The organism is Mucilaginibacter mali (genome assembly GCF_013283875.1).
GTDB lineage: Bacteria > Bacteroidota > Bacteroidia > Sphingobacteriales > Sphingobacteriaceae > Mucilaginibacter > Mucilaginibacter mali.
Window position 1 is genome coordinate 2,597,198 of record NZ_CP054139.1, and the last position, 20,369, is coordinate 2,617,566.

The following is a 20,369-nucleotide window of genomic DNA, read 5'->3' on the forward strand; positions in this document are numbered from 1 at the left end:
TGATATAAACTTATTTTAAATAAATTGAATTGTCAACATGGTTAGCACCACTTTGACAATTTTCAATAACATTTAGCCAATTAAGCTTACTTCATAGCAGCTTTTCACTTCAATAATATGCGTGTTTTAATATTTAATATCAAAAAATAAGGTGCAGCGAATATCGCTGCACCTTTACATATCAATATAAATTGGTACCGGTTAAATGATACGCATTTTAACGGCATCCTTTTGCGCTCCTGCGGCAAGTTCCAAAGCTTTCGATGCCTTTGAAATATCGCCACCATCAACTACAATGCGATAGTTATTTCTACCCTCAACCCGCATAAAAACCGGCGCAGCACCCTTTATACGCGCGGCCGTCATCAGTATATCCCTACAATCTGTCAGCCTGCAAACCGATTCGGCTTTAGCATCACCCTGTACATTTAATCCATTGATGGCAGCATCCTCTACATGGTCAAATATCAGCGCCGGGCGTTCGTCCGTAGCGGCAATGCTTAAACTAACATTGTGCAATACCAGCCCGCGTACATTACGGGCGTAAATGCCATAAGCGGGCGGCACACCTATCTGGTAATATTCACCGGCAACTTTGGGTACATCGCGCACAGCACCCTGTTCGGTTGTACCGCCGCCGGGGAATGTGATCTGGACATTATTGAAAGTGATATTTTCCATATAAACATCATCCATGGCATTCAGCGTAACGCAGGAAAATATTTCGCCGGGATTATAAACGCTCGGATGCTCGGTCTCGCGCAAAGGCACGGGCTTAACAACCGTGGCCGTAATACCATTAAAGGAGATGTTGCGAATAATACCCGGCGCCTTTTTAGGATCGGCTGATTGCCCATTCTGCAAACCGATACCGATGGACACCGGCCCGGTAACATCCCGCATAATAATATTGGAGAACGAAATATTCTCGAACCGTGAACCAGGGCCGCAGCGCATTTTTACCGGGCACCCATAAGTTTCGTAGATGATACAGTTAGATACGGTGATATTCTCGGCCTCGCCCCCGCCAAACCTAAACACCGACCAGCGGGTGCTGAAGCTACAGCCATCAACCGTAACAAATTTGCAGCTACCAAACAGGGCGCAGGCATCATCCTGGCTTTGCACATCGCAATTGGTTAAATGCACATAACGGCAACTGATAAAATGAAAGCCATCGTTATTATTAATTACCCGGCCACGGATATGCAGGCCCTCCATTTTCACAAACTCGCTTTGGATAACCCGCACCGAGTGAAAGGCACTGTTCAGCAAATAAATATCCCTTACCGTTAAGTTTTTACACTGGTGGAACAACAAATGATACGGCCTGTGCGGACCGGTTATCCCTGCCGGAGGCATTACCCCTTTTGATGGTGAACGAAATTGCGAACCTTGTCCATCGATAGTACCCGGCCCCTCTATGATAATATTATTGGCTTTTACGGCGAAAAACAAACCTACGTTTCCATCATTCAACGTAGAATCGCCGCTGAGCGGAATGGCATCAGCAGCGTAGTATTGCTTACCGTCGGCCGTACCTAATAATATACCCTGGGCAGATATGTATAAACGCACATTGCTTTTTAACTCAACCGTCCCCGTTACAAATGTACCGGCGGGCACCAATACGGTACCACCCTGATCTTTTGTGCAGGCATCAACAGCGGCTTGGATGGCTTTCGTGTCCAGCGTTTTGCCATCGCCTTTGGCGCCAAAATCGCGGATGTTGTAAACTTTAGCACCAATGGTATGGTCATCAGGGCGGCTATCTATCCCAAAAGCGCTTGCGCGCTTCCCCATTAAACCCATACCTACGGTTGCACCAATAGCCGGGACCGACATTTTAGCCAGCCACTCGCGGCGCGAATTGGAAACAGGTTGCTCTACAGCAGGTTTGGCGAACAAGCCGCGCGCCTTCTTTACAAAATTAATACTCATAATTAACAAGGTTTATACCGTTATCGAGGTAGTAGCGCCATCCTTAATGGAGTAAACGCGCTTGCTCTGTCCGGTGGTTATGGTGATGATCAATTTATCTTTTTCCTGTCGTACAACTTCCATATCGAACTCCCGGCCAAAGGCGTGGATATTGCGTAAAGCCATTTTATCCCAACCCTTTGGCAGCCGCGGCGAGCAATCGAAACTGTTAAAACCAGTTGGCCGCATACCGAATAGTCCCTCGGTGTAGATGCAGCAATACAAACCGCTTTCTGCCGATAAATGCCTTTGGTTGCCCTCGGGATAAGCCTCAACCGGATACGGCACATGTTCGCCCAGCAAGCGGCGGCGCGAGTAATATTGCAAAAAGGTCATGGCGCGTTCGGTTTCGTTGGCTTGCAATACACCACGCAGGGCGTATAGGGTCGATCGATCCCAAAAAGTTTCTTTACCCGCCTGGGTAGCTAAACCATCGGCCGTCCATAAGCGTGGCGAGAACAAAGCATCTACCGTACCCTTGCTTCGGTCGAAGATACCCATGGTAAGCGGCAGGCAGATCCATGCTCGCAGCACATCGTTGGTTTCGTAATAACGGTAGGTATCAAATCCCTCCACGTTAGCACCGAAATATTTTTCCATATCGGCTTTCAAATCGGCAGCTTGTTTGGCATAAGCATCGGTTTCGGCTTTAGGCTGATGCAATTGCCTGCCCAACATGGCCGCCGATAGCAAGGCATCGTAATAAAGCGAATTGGTAGATAGATTAGCCTTGCCCGACGGAAAACGTCCCTCTAACTCATCACTTTTCGATTCGACCACACCCTGCGTGTTGATGTGCCGGCGGCTATATTCCAGGCACCATGTGATCAGCGGCCACAGTTTTTTAGCGGTATCGGCATTGCCATAGGTTAAGGCATAGCGCGAAGCGCCATAAGCTATCATAGCCTGGTCGCCCCTATCCCCTGCCCCTTTCCAAACGGTATCGCCTTCGGCTACTATCGAGCTGGGGATGGCCCGGTAATCGGGGTTCATATATTTGGCAAAAAGGCGGTAACAATTCATTGCGGAAAGGTTGCCGATCCTATCGCCGGAAAAAGCGAAGAAAGGGCTCACATATTCGGCCTGGTCGTTGGCCCAAATGGCGGCATAATAGGCTAATCCGCCCGGGCCATGCATATAGCCGCCCCTGGTTTTATAAATACTCTCGGTAGCCCTGATCTTGGCAAAGGCAAATTCGGTATTCAGCACTTCATCGGGGGTTTGCAATTGTAGGGGTGCCTCTATCTCAGTTACCCGGTTTTGACGGGCCTTTTCTTCAGCATCTACATTAATATTTACCGGCACCTGCGGCTGATCTGTAGCCCTGAAGCAAACCGCGAACGTAACCGACTTACCCGGCTGCAATACCCGGCTGCCATCATTAAGCGATTGCACCATAATGGTATGCGGCGCCCCTTTACTGCGTGTGGTATCGGTAGTAACTTCGCGGCGCAGGCGCTCCATAAATACGGTAACGGGCTTATCGCTTGTATTGGTCAATACAAATTTTTCCAGGGCCATTGGCTTATCCACCGATGGGAACAGGCTGCGCTCTATATTCAACATAGCCGGGTTGCCCGACTGTGCCGAAATGCGCATAATACCCTTATGGTTAATACTTTTCACGGTAAAACCCATATCTCCCGACTTACCGGTTTTAACCTGGTTGATATTCAGCAGCCGGTTATTAATAAAAATGCGGGGCAGGTCCGCATCGGGAAATGAATAAGAAATATGGCTGCGAGTGTTATCCGGCAACATACGGAATGTAGGGAACACTACCGTACGGCTGATATTACAAGCCCCCGCGGTATCGATACCATACTGCACCCACAGCGACACCTTTTCGCCCGACATTTCGATATGATCGGCATGAGGCAGACGGTCTTTTATCACCCAGGTGATGCTGCCATCAGGCTGTATGGCCCAGCGGTCGTTTTGCGCGGGCAATACTATTTTTTGGGCTGTTGCTGCTAATTGCAGGGCTAAAATCCCTGCGGCGATAAACGCAAGGCGTTTGCCCGATTTCATTTTTAATATCATTTAATATGCTGCTGTATTTTTAAATCCTGCCGGTAATTTATTGCCGTTTAATTGCATGTTGGTAACACCGCCATCAACCGCAACAAAGGCATCTGCCGAACCCAGTACTTTGTTGTTGCCGATATTGGCACCGGCAACCTTTGTTAGCCTGATGATAGACTTGCCGCCGTTGGTTTCAGGGATATCGCAATTGCTGATCTTTATTTCCTTACCATCTTCGCAGATCATGGCGGGGCGTAAATCATTAGATTTTAGTTTAAAGCGTACATTGTTTAGTACCAAACCCTCCACATGCCTTGCCCATACGCCATAGGCGGGTATAATCGGGCCAAAGGTTTTTACTTCGGGGTATTTGTCAATGGCTTCCGGCACAACCTGCTGCGCATTGGCCTGTGTACCGCCGCCAGCCAGTTGTATCTCTATATTCTCCAGCGTTAAGTTTTTTACAGGATGCCCCGGCACGCCTGTAATTAATATACCCGATGGTGGCATTAGCTGGGCTGTATCGGCAGCCTGGGCTTTTACGTTTTTAATGGTTACGTTTTCTAAAACCCCCGTTTGTTGCTGCGTATCCTGGTCTTTACGGAATACGCTCAGCCTCGACCCTAACCTGATGAGAATAGGGGTTTTTACGTTTACCATAGTGATATTAGCTATCTCTACATTATGTAAACGCGCGCCATCCACACTTAGCAGTTTGATACCGCCGTTGCCGGTGTTATAAATATAACAATCGCTGATCTTAATATCCTCAAAGGCCGCCATCGATTCGGTGCCCATTTTAATAGCGCCCTGGCTACTTTTTAAACGCATGCCGCTAACGGTGATATGGCTGCAGGGCATTTTGCTTGATGTGGTTTTAAAGCATACCGCATCATCACCGCTGTCGATATCGCAATCTTTGATATCCACATTCTGGCAGCCGTCAATATCTATCCCGTCGTTATGGGCAACACCGCGACTTATAATTTTTAGTTTTTGGATGCTTACATCCTTACATTGAAAATAGTGCGATGTCCATGCGGCCGAATAACTTAAAGTAACTCCGCTTACGCTGATCTTTTCGCAGCGCACCAATCGTAGCAAGAACGGCCGTCTACCCCAGCGTTCACCTTCGGGGCGGGTATCGGTTAATATCTGCTGCGCTTTTAGCGCCGACCCACGGCCATCGATCACACCCTCGCCCTCAATACCTATATTTTTCAAATCGACCCCTACCACCAACGCCCAGCCTACATGCTGACCAAGACCCTCGGTAAACGGGTCGAGGTTTTGGTAATCGTTAATATCGGTGCTGCCTAATAATACCGCGCCTTTTTGCAATTGCAGGGTTACGTTATTTTTTAGCGCGATAGTACCCGATAAGAAACGCCCTGCCGGGAAGATCACCTTGCCCCCGCCGGTTTGGTTACAATGGTCGATCGCCTCTTGGATGGCTACCGAATTAAGCGTTTGCCCATCGCCTTTGGCACCAAACTTTTCAATATTGCAATCTTCGGCATGTAATGCACCGGGTAAGGCCATTAGGCCAACGGCAATGGTCAGCTGTAACCATCGTGAGATCTTAGTTGTTAGCATCTGCATTTATTCAGGTTATTTTTTGTTGGCGGCCCTGGTTGCTTTCACCTGCGCAATAGTTATGGCTGTTGCTTTATTGGTAAAGTTATTACGGATATAGGTTAATACATCGGCAATTTCCTGGTCTTTTAAAAAATTGTGCGGCGGCATATTGTTCGAGTACGATTCGCCGTCGATATCAACATTTTGCGTAAAGCCGTTCAGCACCACTTTTATCAGCCGCACCTTATCGCCGGTTACATAACTGGTTTTGCTGAGCGGAGGGTTCATATTCGGCACGCCGCCGCCATCGGCCTGGTGGCACGAAAGGCAATATTGCTTATATACTTTTTCTCCGCGGGTGACAGATACCGTTATGCCTGCCGTAGCAATTACTTTAGATTTACTTTTAGTTTGCGCCTTAAGGCAAACCGGACTAACTAATAACAACAGGACAAATAGTTTTTTCATTTTAGGGGATTTATTTTTTAGTGTAGATAATTCGGTAGATGGTACCTTTAACATCATCGGTTACATAAAGCGAACCATCGGCACCCATGGCCAGGCCTACGGGGCGGTGTTCGGCACTGCGGCCACCTTTTGCAGTATTTTCGGCCGAGCCGGAAAAGTTATCGGCAAATATTTCCCAATCGCCTGAGGGCTTGCCATCTTTAAAGGGTTGGAATACCACGCAATAACCCTTTTGCGGCTCAGGCGCGCGGTTCCACGAGCCATGGAAAGCGATGAAAGCGCCGTTGCGGTATTTCTCGGGGAACATTTTGCCGGTATAAAAAAGCAAGCCGTTGGGAGCCATATGGCCGGGATAGGCAGCTACCGGGTCGAGGTATTTCGCGTCGGCTTCCTTTTTGCCATCGCCACCATATTCGGGGCCTTGTATTTTTTTATGTTGTATTTGATCGTAATACATAAACGGCCAGCCGGCGTTATCACCCAGCTTCAGGGCATACATACATTCGGCAGGTAACTCGGCTGATTTTTTTACATCATAGAGTTCGGGCCAGGAACTGTTCAGGTTATCGCGGCCATGCTGCATTACAAAAAGCTGGTTGTCCTGCTGGTTCCAATCTAACCCAACAATATTACGCAAACCAGTAGCAAAGCGAACGCCATCCTTATAGGTCTGGTTCAGTTTATCGGCCCTGAATTTCCACACCCCACCCGCCGAATCCAGCAACGGGCAACCTGGTATCCCCGGCGAATGTAGCCCCCTGTCCTGCACCTGGCAGGCGCTAAGCGGCGCGCCGATATTGATATAAATATTGCCATCATTATCCAGCACCAGCGATTTTGTTTCGTGCTGACGGCCGGCCTTCAGGCCGTATATGATGTGTTCGGCATGCAGGGTGTCAATCACTTTGCCCTGCGCGTCCAGCTTATATCGATAGATATCCGTATTGGATGAGGCATACATGTAGCCATCTTTAATATACATCCCTGTGCCGCCATAGTTACCAAAACCGCCGGTTATTTGGGCTTTTCCGTTGCTTCCTTCGTGCAGGGTGATGATGCCTTTGCCGCCCTTGGCTTTGGCCAGTTTTATATAAATATCGCCCTGAGGGGTAACAGCAATGTGACGGGCCTTGGCATCAAGCGTGGCCACTTTTAAGGCACCGAAACCATCGGGGAGTTTCAACCCGGCGTTATCGGCATCAGGGATAAGCGCGTTATCTGTTTTGAGGGCGTAAATAACCATCATAGTAGTTGCCGATAGCAGGAAGATAAGTGTTGCGGCTAAAAATTTTCTTTTCATTGGGTGTATCGGGTAGTTTTTGATATTAATTGTGCCAGGCGGGGGTGCTTTGCATAGACGGCTGCTTAATAAACTCGTTTTTATAAATGGCCGGGCTTTTACCGGTTATTTTTTTAAAGTATTTATGAAAGCTGGAGAAACTGTTGAACCCGCTTTCCAAACACAGCTGTTTAATACTCATCTTATTCTCTATCAATAACTTGCAGGCATTGCCAACTTTTATCTCTATCAGGAATTGCGAATAGGTTTTTTTAGTGCGCGATTTAAAATAACGGCAAAACGAGTTTGGGCAGATATGTGCTACGCTGGCAATTTCATCCAATTGTATCCGGCTGCGGAAATTCATCAGCGAATACTCATAAATGGCACTAATGCGGTCGTTCTCCACCTCCTTATAATCGTACCGGAAACCTATAGACGACAGCGCCCTTAACTGCCGGCTGTTGGCTATAACTGATAGTGTTTTCAGCAGCGTTAATACTTTAATGGCGCCCTCGCTTTTTAGCAGATTTTGCATTAGCGCGGCTATTTCCGTTTTACTTTTATCAATGATCATCAGGCCGCGACGGGCTTTTTCCAGTGTCATTTTTATGGCTTTATTTTCGGGGAGTTGCAGGAACTTATCGCCCCAAAAATCCTCGCAAAAATGCAATACAATGATATCGGCCTTACTACCGCCGCCCTCCAGGTACTGATCGTCGAACCGCCAGTAATGTGGCAAGTTGGCGCCTACCAGTATCATATCGCCATCTCTAAAGCGGCTGATATGGTCGCCGATAAACTGCGTGCCGCTTCCTTTTTTAAACCAGATCAGCTCTACCTCGCGATGATAATGCCAGCGGTTATTGTTTGAGGGCACCGTTTCATGGCGCACACTAAATGAACTTTCAGCGTCGGTACTTACTTTAAGTAACTTGGGTTTCATGATCAAATACAGGTATAGCGTTAATTGGACCGCTATACTGTAAAGACAATAACCATAAAGAAAAAGGGGCTATGGCATTCAGTTTTTTATTAAAATGAATGATCGCCTACTCTACCTTTAACAATTTGGCAGGTTCTTTTCCCCACACATCGTTAAAATATGTAACATCCTGCATCAACAACCCCGGCGAATTTTTTAGTTTGATCAGCACATGGTTATCCAGCGGGCGTACCAGTTTTATGCCCGATAGTTTCGCGCCGGGGCTATCATCTAAAAATATCGCGTAACGGCTGTCGCGCTTTTCATAATTAAAAGTGCTATTCTGCACACTCAGGCCCTTTACATGCCTTGCCCATAAAGCATACGATGGCTGGATCTTCAAATCGGCGGCATTGTATTGGCCAACGCCTAACTCGTTAGTGGTGTTCAGCGTATCTGATGCCGGGTTACCGCCCTTCACCAGGATGTTTACATCGTTAAAGCTTACTCCGTTTACATAGCCGGTATGCTTGCCATTAGGCAGTTTAAAATCTAATCCACCCTTCACATCGGCATTATCGGGCAGTTTGTACCCTGCTATAATTGGCGATGCCCGCCGCTGTGCCTCAAAAGGTTTCCATCGTGTGCCGTTGTATGAGCTGCCGCCGTACATTTCATAAACATCAATGGCATTCAGGCTGATGTTTTCCACCTCTCCGATATCCACGTTTTTGATCAGCAATTCGTTATGCGGTTTGCCATTCTCGGTAAACTCATATTTGCCGGCCTGCGCGCCGATAACCCGCCCACGGTTGGATATTGATATAAAAAACGGCGTAGTGGCCCTGTACATCTTTGAGCGGGAGTGAATAGTCCCTGTACGGCCGCTATTCAAAAACACATTCTTTACATGCGAGCCATCATTGGCCGAAATAGAGAAACCTGCCTTGTTGGCACCCAGCACATAAATATTATCTACATAAACATCGGTAATATCATCCACCGTTTCCGAACCGATCTGGATCAGGTTGCAATTGGTATCGCCAATAATATTACGCACAATGTAATTGCTGGCCGGTCGTGTAAATCCCAGTGAACAATCTGATCCCGGCTTCACCACGTCATCCGAACTTACGCGCGAGAAAACATTGGTAACCGTTACATTGTTGCACTCCATAAAATCGTAAATATCGCGTACGTTGCTTTGGCTGTATTTACCGAAATAAGTATCGTGCATGTTTAAATTATCGGTACCGGTAGCCAGCAGGGCAAAATGGCCGGAGCGGTCAATCTTTAACATGTGATCGAGGTCCTCTATTTTTGCGCCTTTATCGCCCATATAATAGGGTTCGTCTTTGGCTTCATCGTACCAAAGATCTTGCTTGTGCCAAATACCGCCTATTTCCACATTGGTGCAAAGCTTTAGGGTAAACATTTTATCGCTGCGGTTATCGGGCGTGTTTTTCATCACATTATCGCCGTTTACCAGGTTACCATCACCGGTGATACGGCCACAGCCGATGATCTTTACATTATCTAACCGCTCACCAAAAAACATACTGTTATGGAAGTAATGATGGCCAACATCCTGTTTGGTCATATAATTTTCAGGATCGGCATATGGCCCCATATCCGTAGGCGACAAGCCCGAACGGTACTTCTTATCGCTAAACCAGGTAGTTTCGGGAGCGTCTCCGCCTTTCATGGCTTTAATGGTCGCATCTTTATCTAAGTACAGGTAAACATTACTTAACAAATGTATGGTGCGCACCGGGTAAACGCCTTTGGTAAACAATAGCGTACCGCCACCGGTTTGATTAAGCTGTTCGATAGCGTTGTTGATGGCATCGGTATTATCATCAGTGCCATTGCTTGTTGCGCCAAAAGTTTTTACATCGACTTTGCCGGTGTACATGCTCGCTATATTTGATAGTCCTTTATTGATACCATCTTTAACATTTAACCTGAACTGGTAGTATTTATCTGGTTTTAAACCCGTTACCGCCGCGATGGAAGTTTTGAGATCGAAAGTTGCCGGAGATATAGACCAGGTTTTACCCTTATCCAGCGATTGCATCAATTGCACCGACGATGAGGACGTTCCGCTTCCCCACTTAAAAATAGCTTTAGTATAAGTATCAGCTGTTTCCTTGTATTGCAGATCTTTGGTTACCACCCGTTCAAAATCGGATATAGTTTGGGTAACCGTTAATGCGGCGGTTTCATTACCGGTACCGGGGCTGGTTAATATTTCAGGTTTAGATGTGGTATACATCGCCCTGAAAAGATAGTTACCGGCGGTTTTATAATTTACCCCTGATATTTCGATTTTCAAATCGGGACCATTTGCCGGTCTTAGGTCAAGATGATTAAATGTGATCACCGATCCGCCATCTTTTAGCTTTATGATCGACGCATCGCCGACTTTTTTATACGGATAGCCCACCCCAACCCGGCCGATTGATTGTGTGGCCAGTCCGCTTAACTTTACATCGCCCCTGCCGATGACATTAACTGTGGTATTTTCAATCGTAGTATTTATCCCTGCAGGCAGGTAAACTTTAACCGATACATCCGGGCTACGCTGACCTGCGGTATAGTAAAGTGTTAGATTATGCGTGCTATTAGCAGTTATAATAGGTTGCGCAATAACCAAACTGCCGCTAAGCGCCATTTGATGCACTGATATGATATAAGCTTTAGTTGCAGAGCCGCCTTTCGAAGCAACTATTAAATGATCGCCGCTTATTATTTCTCCCTCTGTTTTCGCCGTGCCGCTTTTATCGGTAACTGTATATTCCTGAATTGAACCATTGGCCGGTGCTATTTGCATAATCAATTGTTTCACATCAACGGCTGTGGAAACAAGGCCCTGGTCTTCGGGGGTATCTACAGTAAAAGCATAAGTACTGCCTTTTATCAGAACCAGCGTATCTTTAGTGATACGTACAATATTGGGGGCATTTTTACCAAACGTGATGCTTGGCTGCGCTAAAGCTTTTGCCGCAGCCGATACAAACAGTATAGATAAGAGGATAAGGTTTAGGATGTATATTTTTTTCAATGGCAGCATTGTCTTCAGCATATATTGGTTATTACAAATACACTATATTTTGCTTATGCTTTGTACCGCTTAATACACCATTTATTCAATTCTTTTGTCAGGCCGAGGGATACTTCTCAGCCAAATGGTTTTATACCGGTAAGCTAAATCCAAAGGTACTCCCCTCGCCAATAGCGCTTTTCACCCATATTTTTCCATTTTGCGCCTCGATAAAATCCTTTGAAATAGCAAGGCCTAAACCCGACCCGGATTTATTCTGGCCATCGGTTGGCACCTGGAAGTATCGGTCGAATAAGCGTTTTTGATATTGTTCGTCTATCCCTTTACCCGTGTCTTTAACCGAAAACTCCACCTCTCCTCTTTTATTAACTATGCTGATAGTTACTGTAGATCTTTCTGCACTGTAACGTAGCGCGTTAGACAGGAAATTCACCATTACCCAGGCTGTTTTTTCTACATCAACGTTAACTTGCGGCAGTTTATCGTCTTTAGCTACTTCCAGCTTAACCCCCTTTTGCTCGGCCTGGAAACTTACCGAAGCCATGGCGTAGTCAACAATTTCTTCGGGCTGCACCGGCACAAAATTTAGCTGGATGTTACCGGTTTCCACCTGCGATAGTTCCAACAGTTCGCTGGTGATCTTCAGCAGGCGGTCGCTGTCGTCTTTAATATGTTCCAGCAGTTGTTGCTGCTCGGTATTGATGTGGCCTATGCGCTCATCTTTCATCAATTTTAAACTCATTTTAATGGACGAGATCGGTGTTTTTAACTCGTGCGATATGGTGGCAATGAAGTTTGTTTTGGCCTCGTCGCGCTCTTTAAATTCGGTGATATTGCGCAAAACATAAACGTTACCGGCCGAATTTTTGGCAATGTTCAACGCACCGGCCGGATCGGCTGTAAGGTTGGGCACGTTTATCTCGCGGGTTTCTAACTGAAAATGAGAATCTTTCCCGTTCACCACAATTTTAAATGGCTTCCCGTTGCTTTCATTGCTGATTATCGATTTAAACAGGTCATTATTTTTGGCAACATCAGCAACAGAAAGTCCCTCCATTTTATCGATACTTAAATTAAGGATACCTTTTGCCGCGGTATTAATGAATAAGATCTCCTGTTTTTCGTTCACACCGATAATGGCATCGTGCATTTGTTCTATTATGGTTTCGATGCGCAATTTCTCCGACATGATCTTGGAAAGGTTACTGTTCTCCCATTCATTCAACCTGCCCGACATATCGTTAAAGGCTTTGGCCACCTCGGCAAATTCATCGTTTTTATTAAAATGGATCCGCTGATAGTTTTTGGGGCCAATATTGCGGATACCGGCCAAAAGTGTATTCAAAGGATCGGTGATAAAGCCCGGGAAATTAACGCTGAAGGTAAACAGCACCATAAAGGCAAATGCCCCGGCCAAACCCAAAAACACCAGCGACCGGTCTACTGATGCCCTTGCCAGGTCGTTTTTGCGCACTATGGCTTTCATATTTACGGTTTCAATATCCAGTAAGTGCCGGCGCACATGGCGCTGATGGGCTGCTATGTCTGCCGCGTTGGGCGCCTGCATGGCATTGAATGAAGCCCTTAAACCGGCTACCGCCTGCGCTTCGCCCGGTTCGGTAACATTATGTTCTTCTTTAACCAGCGCGGCATTAAACTGCGTTACAGCAGCAACAGACAATGGCAGTGAGTTCTCATCAAGCAGGGTACGCATTTCACGACAGTACCGCAAACTCTCGTAATTGTCTTTCAATATCACTTTGGCATTGTTGGATATCTGGTTGATATAAAACATGGATACCGCTCCGAAGAACAATACCACTACAAACAAAAAGCCGAAGCCCAACCGGAGTTTATTTTTTACTTTCATGATAGTATCACTAAATCAATTTCATTTGCTGCAATATTTTTCAGCAACTCGTTAAATACGGCCGTTCTTAATATTACCTGGAACAGGTTCAGGTGCGGCTTGCCGATACAAATGGTAGTTATTTCACGCTCGTTAGCCACCTTCATAATGGTTTGGGTAATCTGATCGCTTTTTAGTTTTATTACTTCGGCCCCCAGTTCTGTTGCCAGTTTAAAGTTATTAATTAAATGGCGCTGCTTATCTAATTTAATCCGCTCCATACTTTCGCTGCTGCTTTGTACATACAGCACAATCCAGGGCGAACGGTAATACGATGCCAGCCGGGCTGTTTTACGGATCACTACTTTTGCCGTTTCGGCGTTTGATGATATACAGGCCAAAAACCGTTCTGGCCGGAGTTTAATTTGTTTGGGTATTTCACTATCTATCTTTCGCTCCAGATGATGGGCCACTTCTTTCAGGGCTATCTCACGCAGCTGAAGTATTTTATCGCTTTGGAAAAAATTTTGCAGGGCACGTTCTATTTTAGCCTTTTCGTAGATCTTGCCATCCTTCAGGCGATCAATCAGTTCATCGGCGGTAAGGTCGATGTTTACGATCTCGTCGGCCATTTCCAGTATTTTATCCGGGATCCTTTCCGTGATCGCAATGCCGGTAATTTCTTCTATTTCCTGGTTTAAACTTTCTAAATGCTGGATGTTTACCGCAGTTATCACACTTATACCGGCTTCCAGCAAATCTACCACATCCTGCCAGCGTTTGCTGTTCTTGCTCCCTTCTATATTGGTATGCGCCAGTTCATCAACTATCACCACTTCGGGGTGCCGGTTAAGTATGGCTTGCAGATCCATTTCTTCCAGTTCCTTGCCCTTGTAAAATATTTTACGCCGGGCAATAAGCGGTAAACCTGCCAGCAGAGCATGCGTTTCGGCCCGGTTATGTGTTTCTATATAACCTATTTGTATGCCTATGCTATTACGCACCAGGGCATGTGCCTCCTGCAACATCCGGTAACTTTTGCCCACACCGGCGCTCATCCCAATATAAATTTTGAGCTTACCCCGCCGCGAGCGCTTAACCAGGTCTATAAAGTCTTTTACCCTGTTATTTTCCATGTTGCTTGATGGTGATCTAACTCACAAAGGGCTCAGAGATAGCATGCAGACCTATTCGATCATTATTAAAACCCCTTTATATTCTTTGTGCTGGCAATGTTGTGATTCCTTTGTGCTCTTTGTGGTTAAAATATTTTATTTTAAAATGCGTAAACAGCAGCCAAAGCAAACTGCGATGCCGATTTAGTGGCTATGCCCTTATTATCGGTAAACATCGTTTTCGATCCGTTATCTAACCTTACTTCCGGGATAAAGGTCAATGGGCCGCCTTTAATGTTGGCGGTAAATGTTAATCCGGTTACCGATTCGCCAGCAGCCGGGCCTGCAGTAGTGAAGCCGCCGGTTTTGGTCTTAAAGTACTCGCCACGTAAGCCTAAGGTTACGGTGGGTGCTACCGCTACCTGCGGATACAAGGCCACACCGGTAAAACCGCCTTTAACCGCGGTCGGCGCGCTGAAATCAGCCGCGTTCAAGCCCAGTTTAAAGGCTTCGGTAATTTGGTAAGTGGTGGTCAGGTCAAGCTCGGTGCCTGATGCAGGGCCGCTTACCAGGTTCAAATAGGCCGCCCAGCCTTTTACCGGGACTACCATCAGTTGCGCGCCGAAAGTGTTGATCTTGCTGGCGGCGCTGTAAACATTCCACAGGTCGTTATATAAACCGGCGGCAAGGCTTACTTTATCGCTGAAAGCATAGCTCAGTTTAACACCGGCATTCTGGAACGGGCCGTTAGTGAACAAATACGATGTGGAGTAGTTGAAGTTACCGGCAGGTGAGATTACTTCGTAACCTACAAAAGTGCTCATGTAACCGGCGGTAACGCTCAGCTGGCTGGTCAGATCATAAGCTACATACAGGTTTTGGATGTGGTTGGTGGGTACCGGGATCGACTGGTCATTACGCGGACCAAAGGATACTTCGCCTACAAACGAGGCTTTGCCGATCTTTTTTTTCAGGCCCAGGTCTACCATCCCGATCGAGAACGAGTTTTGATCTGAGGCGAAGCTGGTGGGGATATTGCTGTGTCCTGAAAAATCGTACTTGTAATACGTATCTACCGAGCCGGTGATCACCAGTGGCGGATCAACCGTTTTCGCCGCTTCCTGGGCACGGGTGATGGTGGCCGCTAAGGCCAGTATGGTTGTTATGGTTATTAGTTTGTTCATCTTGTGTTGTTATAATTTTAAATAATCCGTCATCCCGAATTTATTTCGGGACCCCACTTGCAAGGTCTCAACCATCAAGTCGGCTCTGCTTGTGGGATGCTGAAACAAGTTCAGCATGACATGTATGTTTTTCCGCTGAAGCCTCACCCTGCCCTCTCCAGAGGAGAGGGTTCCAAAGTCTCCCCCTTTGGGGGAGATTTAGAGGGGGCTTTCATCGGCATGTCATAAAAACCATTAGAGGCCGCCGGGATTATATTACTCAGCATGACGTTCTTTTTAACGAGTTATTTCAATGCGTCCAAAGCCACATTCAACTTCAGCACATTCACTTTTGCCGGGCCGAACGCCGGGCTTTCGATATGGCTATTCACCAGGGCCGCTACTTCCTGCTCATCTATTTTGCGGAATTGCGCCACACGTTTTACCTGTATTTTGGCAGCATCGGGAGATATATCCGGGTCTAAACCACTGCCTGATGCGGTGACCATATCGGCAGGGATATCGCTGCGTTTTAAATAGGGATGATATTTAAGCAGGGTATCAATACGGTTATTTACCTCTTTTAGATAATCAGGATTGCTGGGGCCTTTATTAGATCCGGCCGAGCCAGCAGCATTATAAGCCACCGCCGACGGGCGCCCCCAGAAGTATTGGGGTTTAGTAAAGCTTTGGCCGATAGCGGCATAGCCTACGACTTTGCCGTTTACCGTGATGGTTTCGCCATCGCCTTTGCCTTTAGCTAATTTGCCTGCAAAGGCAATTAAAACAGGATATATAATGCACAGCACCACTATTAACACAAGCGTTAAGCGGATGGATTGTATGAAGGTTTTCATGATGATATCAGATGATTACAGAGATTAATAAATCGATTAACTTGATGCCTATGAAAGGCGCGATAACGCCTCCCAGGCCATAAATAAGCAGGTTGCGGCGCAGCAGCGCGCTTGCACCAATGGGCTTATATTCCACACCTTTTAAAGCCAGTGGTATCAGCATCGGAATAATAATAGCGTTAAAGATCACTGCCGAAAGGATAGCGCTCTCCGGGCTGTGCAGGCGCATAATGTTTATCGCCTGTAAAGCAGGGATCGAAGCGATGAACAAGGCCGGCACAATAGCAAAATACTTGGCCACATCGTTCGCGATGGAAAATGTCGTCAGCGTACCACGGGTGATCAGTAGTTGCTTACCTATCTCTACGATCTCAATCAATTTGGTTGGATCGTTATCCAGGTCGACCATGTTACCGGCTTCTTTGGCGGCCTGGGTACCGCTGTTCATGGCTACGCCAACATCGGCCTGGGCCAGCGCGGGGGCATCGTTAGTGCCATCGCCCATCATGGCAACCAGCTTACCGGTGGCCTGCTCAGCTTTAATGTAGCGCATCTTATCCTCGGGCTTGGCTTCGGCAATAAAATCGTCCACACCGGCTTTTTCGGCAATAAATTTGGCGGTAAGCGGGTTATCGCCGGTAACCATCACAGTTTTGATACCCATTTTGCGCAGGCGCTCAAAGCGTTCGGCAATACCTGGTTTTATAATATCCTGCAGTTCGATCACCCCTAAAACCTGTTCGTTTTGTGCTACTACCAGCGGCGTACCACCTTTTGATGAGATCATTTTTACGCGGTCTTCCACCTCGCTGTCAAACGTGTTTCCGGCATTAATTACCGAGTTACGGATGGCATCGAACGCCCCTTTGCGGATGCGTTTACCATCTGGCGTATTGATCCCGCTGGCGCGTGTTTCGGCGGTAAATTTGATAAACTCCGAACCATCGGGGGCACTTAAAGACAAGCGCGCATTGCCTTGCTGCGCCAGTTCAATAATGGACTTGCCCTCTGGTGTTTCGTCAGCCAGCGATGATAACACACAAGCTTTCACCAACTCGTCTGGGTTAATACCGGGCGCGGGCCAAAACTGCGTGGCTTTACGGTTACCAATGGTGATCGTCCCGGTTTTATCTAAAAGTAACACGTCGATATCGCCGGCAGTTTCAACCGCCTTGCCCGATTTGGTGATCACGTTCGACCGCAGTGCCCTGTCCATCCCGGCAATACCAATGGCCGATAACAGGCCGCCAATGGTGGTAGGGATCAGGCATACAAACAGCGAGATGAGCGCCGCGATAGTAATTGGCGTGTTGGCATAAGCCGCGAAGGGTTGCAGCGTTACGCAAACGATGATAAACACCAGTGTAAAGCTGGCCAGCAGGATAGTTAAAGCTATCTCGTTTGGTGTTTTCTGTCGCGATGCCCCTTCTACCAGGGCTATCATTTTATCTAAAAAGCTTTCGCCGGGCTGGGTGGTTACCACAACCTTTATCCTGTCGGATAATACTTTGGTACCGCCAGTTACCGACGATTTATCGCCACCGGCCTCGCGGATCACCGGGGCCGATTCACCTGTAATGGCCGATTCATCAATGGTAGCCAAACCTTCAATAATTTCACCATCAGTGGGGATCGTATCGCCGGCTTCGCAGGTAAACACATCGCCTTTAAGCAACTGGTTTGATGAGCGTATGGTTACCGATCCATCTTCCAGTATAACTTTGGCGGGCGTGTCTTCGCGGGTTTTACGTAAACTATCGGCTTGCGCTTTACCACGGGCTTCGGCAATAGCTTCGGCAAAGTTGGCAAACAGCAGGGTAAGCAGCAGGATAATAAAAATGCTGCAATTATAAGCGAACGAGCCCTGATCGCGGTGCGAGAAGCTGTAGATGGTTACGTACAGCATAATGGCGGTACCAATCTCAACCGTAAACATTACGGGATTGCGCATCATGGTTTTAGGGTTCAGTTTAACGAACGACTCTTTTAGCGCAGTTTGCACCAAAGCGGGTTCAAATAATTTATTTGATGATGTTTTCATATTTTCACCCCTCCCAACCCTCCCCGAGGGGGAGGGCTTTAGGAGGCATTTGTTTTATTTGTTATTCCCTTTGTTAAAGCCCCTCTCCCTGGAGAGGGGTTGGGTAGAGGTTGTTATTTAAGCATTGAAAAATATTCGGCGATCGGGCCAAGTACCAGCGCCGGGAAATACGACAATGCATTGAGTACAATAATGACCGCAAACGTCATTACACCAAAGGTTACGGTATCGGTTTTAAGCGTGCCAGCCGATTCGGGTATGTATTTCTTCTGCGCCAGCAAACCAGCTATCGCAACCGGACCAATAATGGGCAGGAACCTTCCTAAGATGATCACCAGGCCGGTGAGCACATTCCAAAAAATGTTGTTATCGCCCAAGCCTTCAAAGCCCGAACCGTTGTTGGCGTTTGATGAAGTATTTTCATACAACATCTCCGAAAAGCCATGGTAGCCGGGATTGTTTAACCAGCTTGATGGTTTAACCGCCCAGTCGGCCGTACCATAATGGTTAAATACATAGGCAGATATGGCTGTGCCCGCCAATATCAGAAAAGGGCTGAGCAGGGTAATTAACGCAGCAATTTTCACCTCGCGCGCCTCAACCTTGTGCCCTAAAAACTCCGGCGTACGGCCAACCATCAGGCCCGATATAAATACCGCTATAATAACGTAGATCAAATAGTTCAGTACCCCTACGCCGCATCCGCCAAAGAATGAGTTGATCATCATGGCCAGTAATTGCCACAGGCCGGTGAGCGGCATGGTGCTATCGTGCATACCATTAACCGAACCCGTTGATACCACAGTGGTCAGCGTGCTCCAGTAAGCGGTAGCCATCGCGCCTATGCGCACCTCCTTACCTTCCATAGCACCTGCCGACTGGCTGACCCCCATTTTTGCAATGGCCGGGTTACCGCCAAGTTCGCTGCTAAAGGATGGGATCATCAGCATCAGCGTGCCGATCGTCATTACGCCAAAGATCACCCAACCCAATTTTTTCCTGCGGATGAAGTATCCAAAGGCCAATACCATGGCCATCGGGACGATCATCTGCGAAACGATCTCGGTAATATTGGTCAGGTAATTCGGGTTTTCCAGCGGGTGTGATGAGTTAGCTCCAAACCAGCCGCCCCCATTAGTACCTAAATGTTTTATAGCGATCATTTGCGCTGCCGGTCCGCGCGATACGTGTACCGTATCGCCCTGTAGGGATATAAACTGATCTTTACCGGCATAACTGGCAGGTGTACCATTAAAAGTTAGTATCAAGGCTACTATTATTGATAAGGGCAACAGCAGGCGGGTAACCGACCGCACAAAGTAGTTCCAGAAGTTACCCACATCGGTGGTGGTTTTGTCGCGCAGGGCTTTAAATACCGCTACCGCGCAGGCAATACCGGTAGCCGCGCTGGTAAAGTGCAGAAACATCAAAATAAAATGTTGGGTAAGATAGGTTACCCCGCTTTCGCCGCTATAGTGTTGCAGGTTACAGTTGGCTACAAAGCTTAGGATGGTGTTAAAGGCCAGGTCGGGCGTCATGCCGGGGTTGCCATCGGGATTAAGAGGCAGCTTATCCTGGTATATTAAAACAAAAAAGCCGTAAACCAACCATAACGAGTTGATCATTAGCATCGCTTTCAGAAACTGTTTCCAGTCCATAGGCTGGTTTGGGCTGATACCAGATAATTTGTAGATACCGGTTTCAAGCGGCTTCATAAAGTCGGTCCAAACCCTTTCGCCGGCAAACATTTTGGCCAGGTATTTACCCAGCGGGATAGCAATAAGCAGGGTGATGATAAAGGAGGCGATCACTCCTGATAGTTCGGTGTTCATTTTCGATTAAAATTTTTCGGGTTTAAGCAGTACATACACCATGTATGCAAACACTGCGATGGAAATGATAAATAGCGCGATCATGATGTAATCAGATTTTTTCGAACCAGTCGATTGATTTAAAAAATAGCCAGCAACAGATGATGATGGCGAGGAAAAGGACGATTGTGATCATTTTTTATATTGTTTTTGA

Annotated in this window: 14 protein-coding genes; all 14 read right to left on the reverse strand. The window is 47.1% G+C overall.

Translation table 11 applies throughout. The annotated features are described in order from the left end of the window. Positions 1 to 201: 201 nt before the first annotated feature. The 14 genes from HQ865_RS10935 to kdpF all read right to left on the reverse strand — a co-directional run bounded on the left by HQ865_RS10935 (position 202) and on the right by kdpF (position 20,260). The gene (locus HQ865_RS10935) at positions 202 to 1,941 is read right to left on the reverse strand and encodes a glycoside hydrolase family 28 protein (RefSeq protein ID WP_173414944.1); all 1,740 of its coding nucleotides are present in this window, start codon (positions 1,939 to 1,941) and stop codon (positions 202 to 204) included. A gap of 12 nt (positions 1,942 to 1,953) precedes the next feature. Continuing rightward, positions 1,954 to 4,011, reverse strand: coding sequence for a hypothetical protein (locus HQ865_RS10940; protein WP_173414945.1), 2,058 nt, complete (start codon positions 4,009 to 4,011; stop codon positions 1,954 to 1,956). A 12-nt stretch (positions 4,012 to 4,023) separates the two neighbouring features. After that, complete coding sequence (locus HQ865_RS10945; RefSeq protein ID WP_237073787.1) at positions 4,024 to 5,607, reverse strand: glycoside hydrolase family 28 protein; 1,584 nt, start codon at positions 5,605 to 5,607, stop codon at positions 4,024 to 4,026. 9 nt (positions 5,608 to 5,616) lie between these two features. After that, entirely contained in the window at positions 5,617 to 6,051 is a 435-nt protein-coding gene (locus HQ865_RS10950; RefSeq protein ID WP_173414946.1) for a c-type cytochrome, read from the reverse strand. Positions 6,052 to 6,061: 10 nt separating this feature from the next. After that, complete coding sequence (locus HQ865_RS10955; protein WP_173414947.1) at positions 6,062 to 7,351, reverse strand: PQQ-dependent sugar dehydrogenase; 1,290 nt, start codon at positions 7,349 to 7,351, stop codon at positions 6,062 to 6,064. 25 nt (positions 7,352 to 7,376) lie between these two features. Beyond that, positions 7,377 to 8,276 carry an AraC family transcriptional regulator gene (locus tag HQ865_RS10960; protein WP_173414948.1) on the reverse strand — a complete coding sequence of 300 codons (900 nt, stop codon included), beginning with the start codon at positions 8,274 to 8,276 and terminating at the stop codon, positions 7,377 to 7,379. A 106-nt stretch (positions 8,277 to 8,382) separates the two neighbouring features. Then, positions 8,383 to 11,340 carry a glycosyl hydrolase family 28-related protein gene (locus HQ865_RS10965; protein WP_237073788.1) on the reverse strand — a complete coding sequence of 986 codons (2,958 nt, stop codon included), beginning with the start codon at positions 11,338 to 11,340 and terminating at the stop codon, positions 8,383 to 8,385. Between the two features lie 109 nt (positions 11,341 to 11,449). Then, the gene (locus HQ865_RS10970) at positions 11,450 to 13,189 is read right to left on the reverse strand and encodes a HAMP domain-containing sensor histidine kinase (protein WP_173414949.1); all 1,740 of its coding nucleotides are present in this window, start codon (positions 13,187 to 13,189) and stop codon (positions 11,450 to 11,452) included. Further along, the gene (locus tag HQ865_RS10975) at positions 13,186 to 14,304 is read right to left on the reverse strand and encodes a sensor protein KdpD (protein WP_173414950.1); all 1,119 of its coding nucleotides are present in this window, start codon (positions 14,302 to 14,304) and stop codon (positions 13,186 to 13,188) included. Before HQ865_RS10975 ends, HQ865_RS10970 begins: the two co-directional genes overlap by 4 nt. 140 nt (positions 14,305 to 14,444) lie before the next feature. Beyond that, complete coding sequence (locus HQ865_RS10980) at positions 14,445 to 15,467, reverse strand: porin (protein ID WP_173414951.1); 1,023 nt, start codon at positions 15,465 to 15,467, stop codon at positions 14,445 to 14,447. A 284-nt stretch (positions 15,468 to 15,751) separates the two neighbouring features. Further along, complete coding sequence (locus HQ865_RS10985; RefSeq protein WP_173414952.1) at positions 15,752 to 16,303, reverse strand: K(+)-transporting ATPase subunit C; 552 nt, start codon at positions 16,301 to 16,303, stop codon at positions 15,752 to 15,754. A gap of 7 nt (positions 16,304 to 16,310) precedes the next feature. After that, complete coding sequence (kdpB, locus tag HQ865_RS10990) at positions 16,311 to 18,344, reverse strand: potassium-transporting ATPase subunit KdpB (protein WP_173414953.1); 2,034 nt, start codon at positions 18,342 to 18,344, stop codon at positions 16,311 to 16,313. Positions 18,345 to 18,457: 113 nt separating this feature from the next. Then, a complete protein-coding gene (gene kdpA, locus HQ865_RS10995; RefSeq protein WP_173414954.1) occupies positions 18,458 to 20,176 on the reverse strand; it encodes a potassium-transporting ATPase subunit KdpA in 1,719 nt (572 codons plus the stop codon). 6 nt (positions 20,177 to 20,182) lie between these two features. After that, positions 20,183 to 20,260 carry a K(+)-transporting ATPase subunit F gene (gene kdpF, locus HQ865_RS26115; protein WP_095705731.1) on the reverse strand — a complete coding sequence of 26 codons (78 nt, stop codon included), beginning with the start codon at positions 20,258 to 20,260 and terminating at the stop codon, positions 20,183 to 20,185. Positions 20,261 to 20,369: the final 109 nt, after the last annotated feature.

Excerpts from the sequence above, each read along its gene's own strand:
- kdpF (WP_095705731.1), bottom strand. The coding sequence starts at position 20,260 with ATGATCGCGCTATTTATCATTTCCATCGCAGTGTTTGCATACATGGTG.
- kdpB (WP_173414953.1), bottom strand. The coding sequence starts at position 18,344 with ATGAAAACATCATCAAATAAATTATTTGAACCCGCTTTGGTGCAAACT.
- HQ865_RS10960 (WP_173414948.1), bottom strand. The coding sequence starts at position 8,276 with ATGAAACCCAAGTTACTTAAAGTAAGTACCGACGCTGAAAGTTCATTT.
- HQ865_RS10980 (WP_173414951.1), bottom strand. The coding sequence starts at position 15,467 with ATGAACAAACTAATAACCATAACAACCATACTGGCCTTAGCGGCCACC.
- HQ865_RS10950 (WP_173414946.1), bottom strand. The coding sequence starts at position 6,051 with ATGAAAAAACTATTTGTCCTGTTGTTATTAGTTAGTCCGGTTTGCCTT.
- HQ865_RS10975 (WP_173414950.1), bottom strand. The coding sequence starts at position 14,304 with ATGGAAAATAACAGGGTAAAAGACTTTATAGACCTGGTTAAGCGCTCG.
- HQ865_RS10935 (WP_173414944.1), bottom strand. The coding sequence starts at position 1,941 with ATGAGTATTAATTTTGTAAAGAAGGCGCGCGGCTTGTTCGCCAAACCT.
- HQ865_RS10985 (WP_173414952.1), bottom strand. The coding sequence starts at position 16,303 with ATGAAAACCTTCATACAATCCATCCGCTTAACGCTTGTGTTAATAGTG.
- HQ865_RS10965 (WP_237073788.1), bottom strand. The coding sequence starts at position 11,340 with ATGCTGAAGACAATGCTGCCATTGAAAAAAATATACATCCTAAACCTT.
- HQ865_RS10970 (WP_173414949.1), bottom strand. The coding sequence starts at position 13,189 with ATGAAAGTAAAAAATAAACTCCGGTTGGGCTTCGGCTTTTTGTTTGTA.
- HQ865_RS10940 (WP_173414945.1), bottom strand. The coding sequence starts at position 4,011 with ATGAAATCGGGCAAACGCCTTGCGTTTATCGCCGCAGGGATTTTAGCC.
- HQ865_RS10945 (WP_237073787.1), bottom strand. The coding sequence starts at position 5,607 with ATGCAGATGCTAACAACTAAGATCTCACGATGGTTACAGCTGACCATT.
- kdpA (WP_173414954.1), bottom strand. The coding sequence starts at position 20,176 with ATGAACACCGAACTATCAGGAGTGATCGCCTCCTTTATCATCACCCTG.
- HQ865_RS10955 (WP_173414947.1), bottom strand. The coding sequence starts at position 7,351 with ATGAAAAGAAAATTTTTAGCCGCAACACTTATCTTCCTGCTATCGGCA.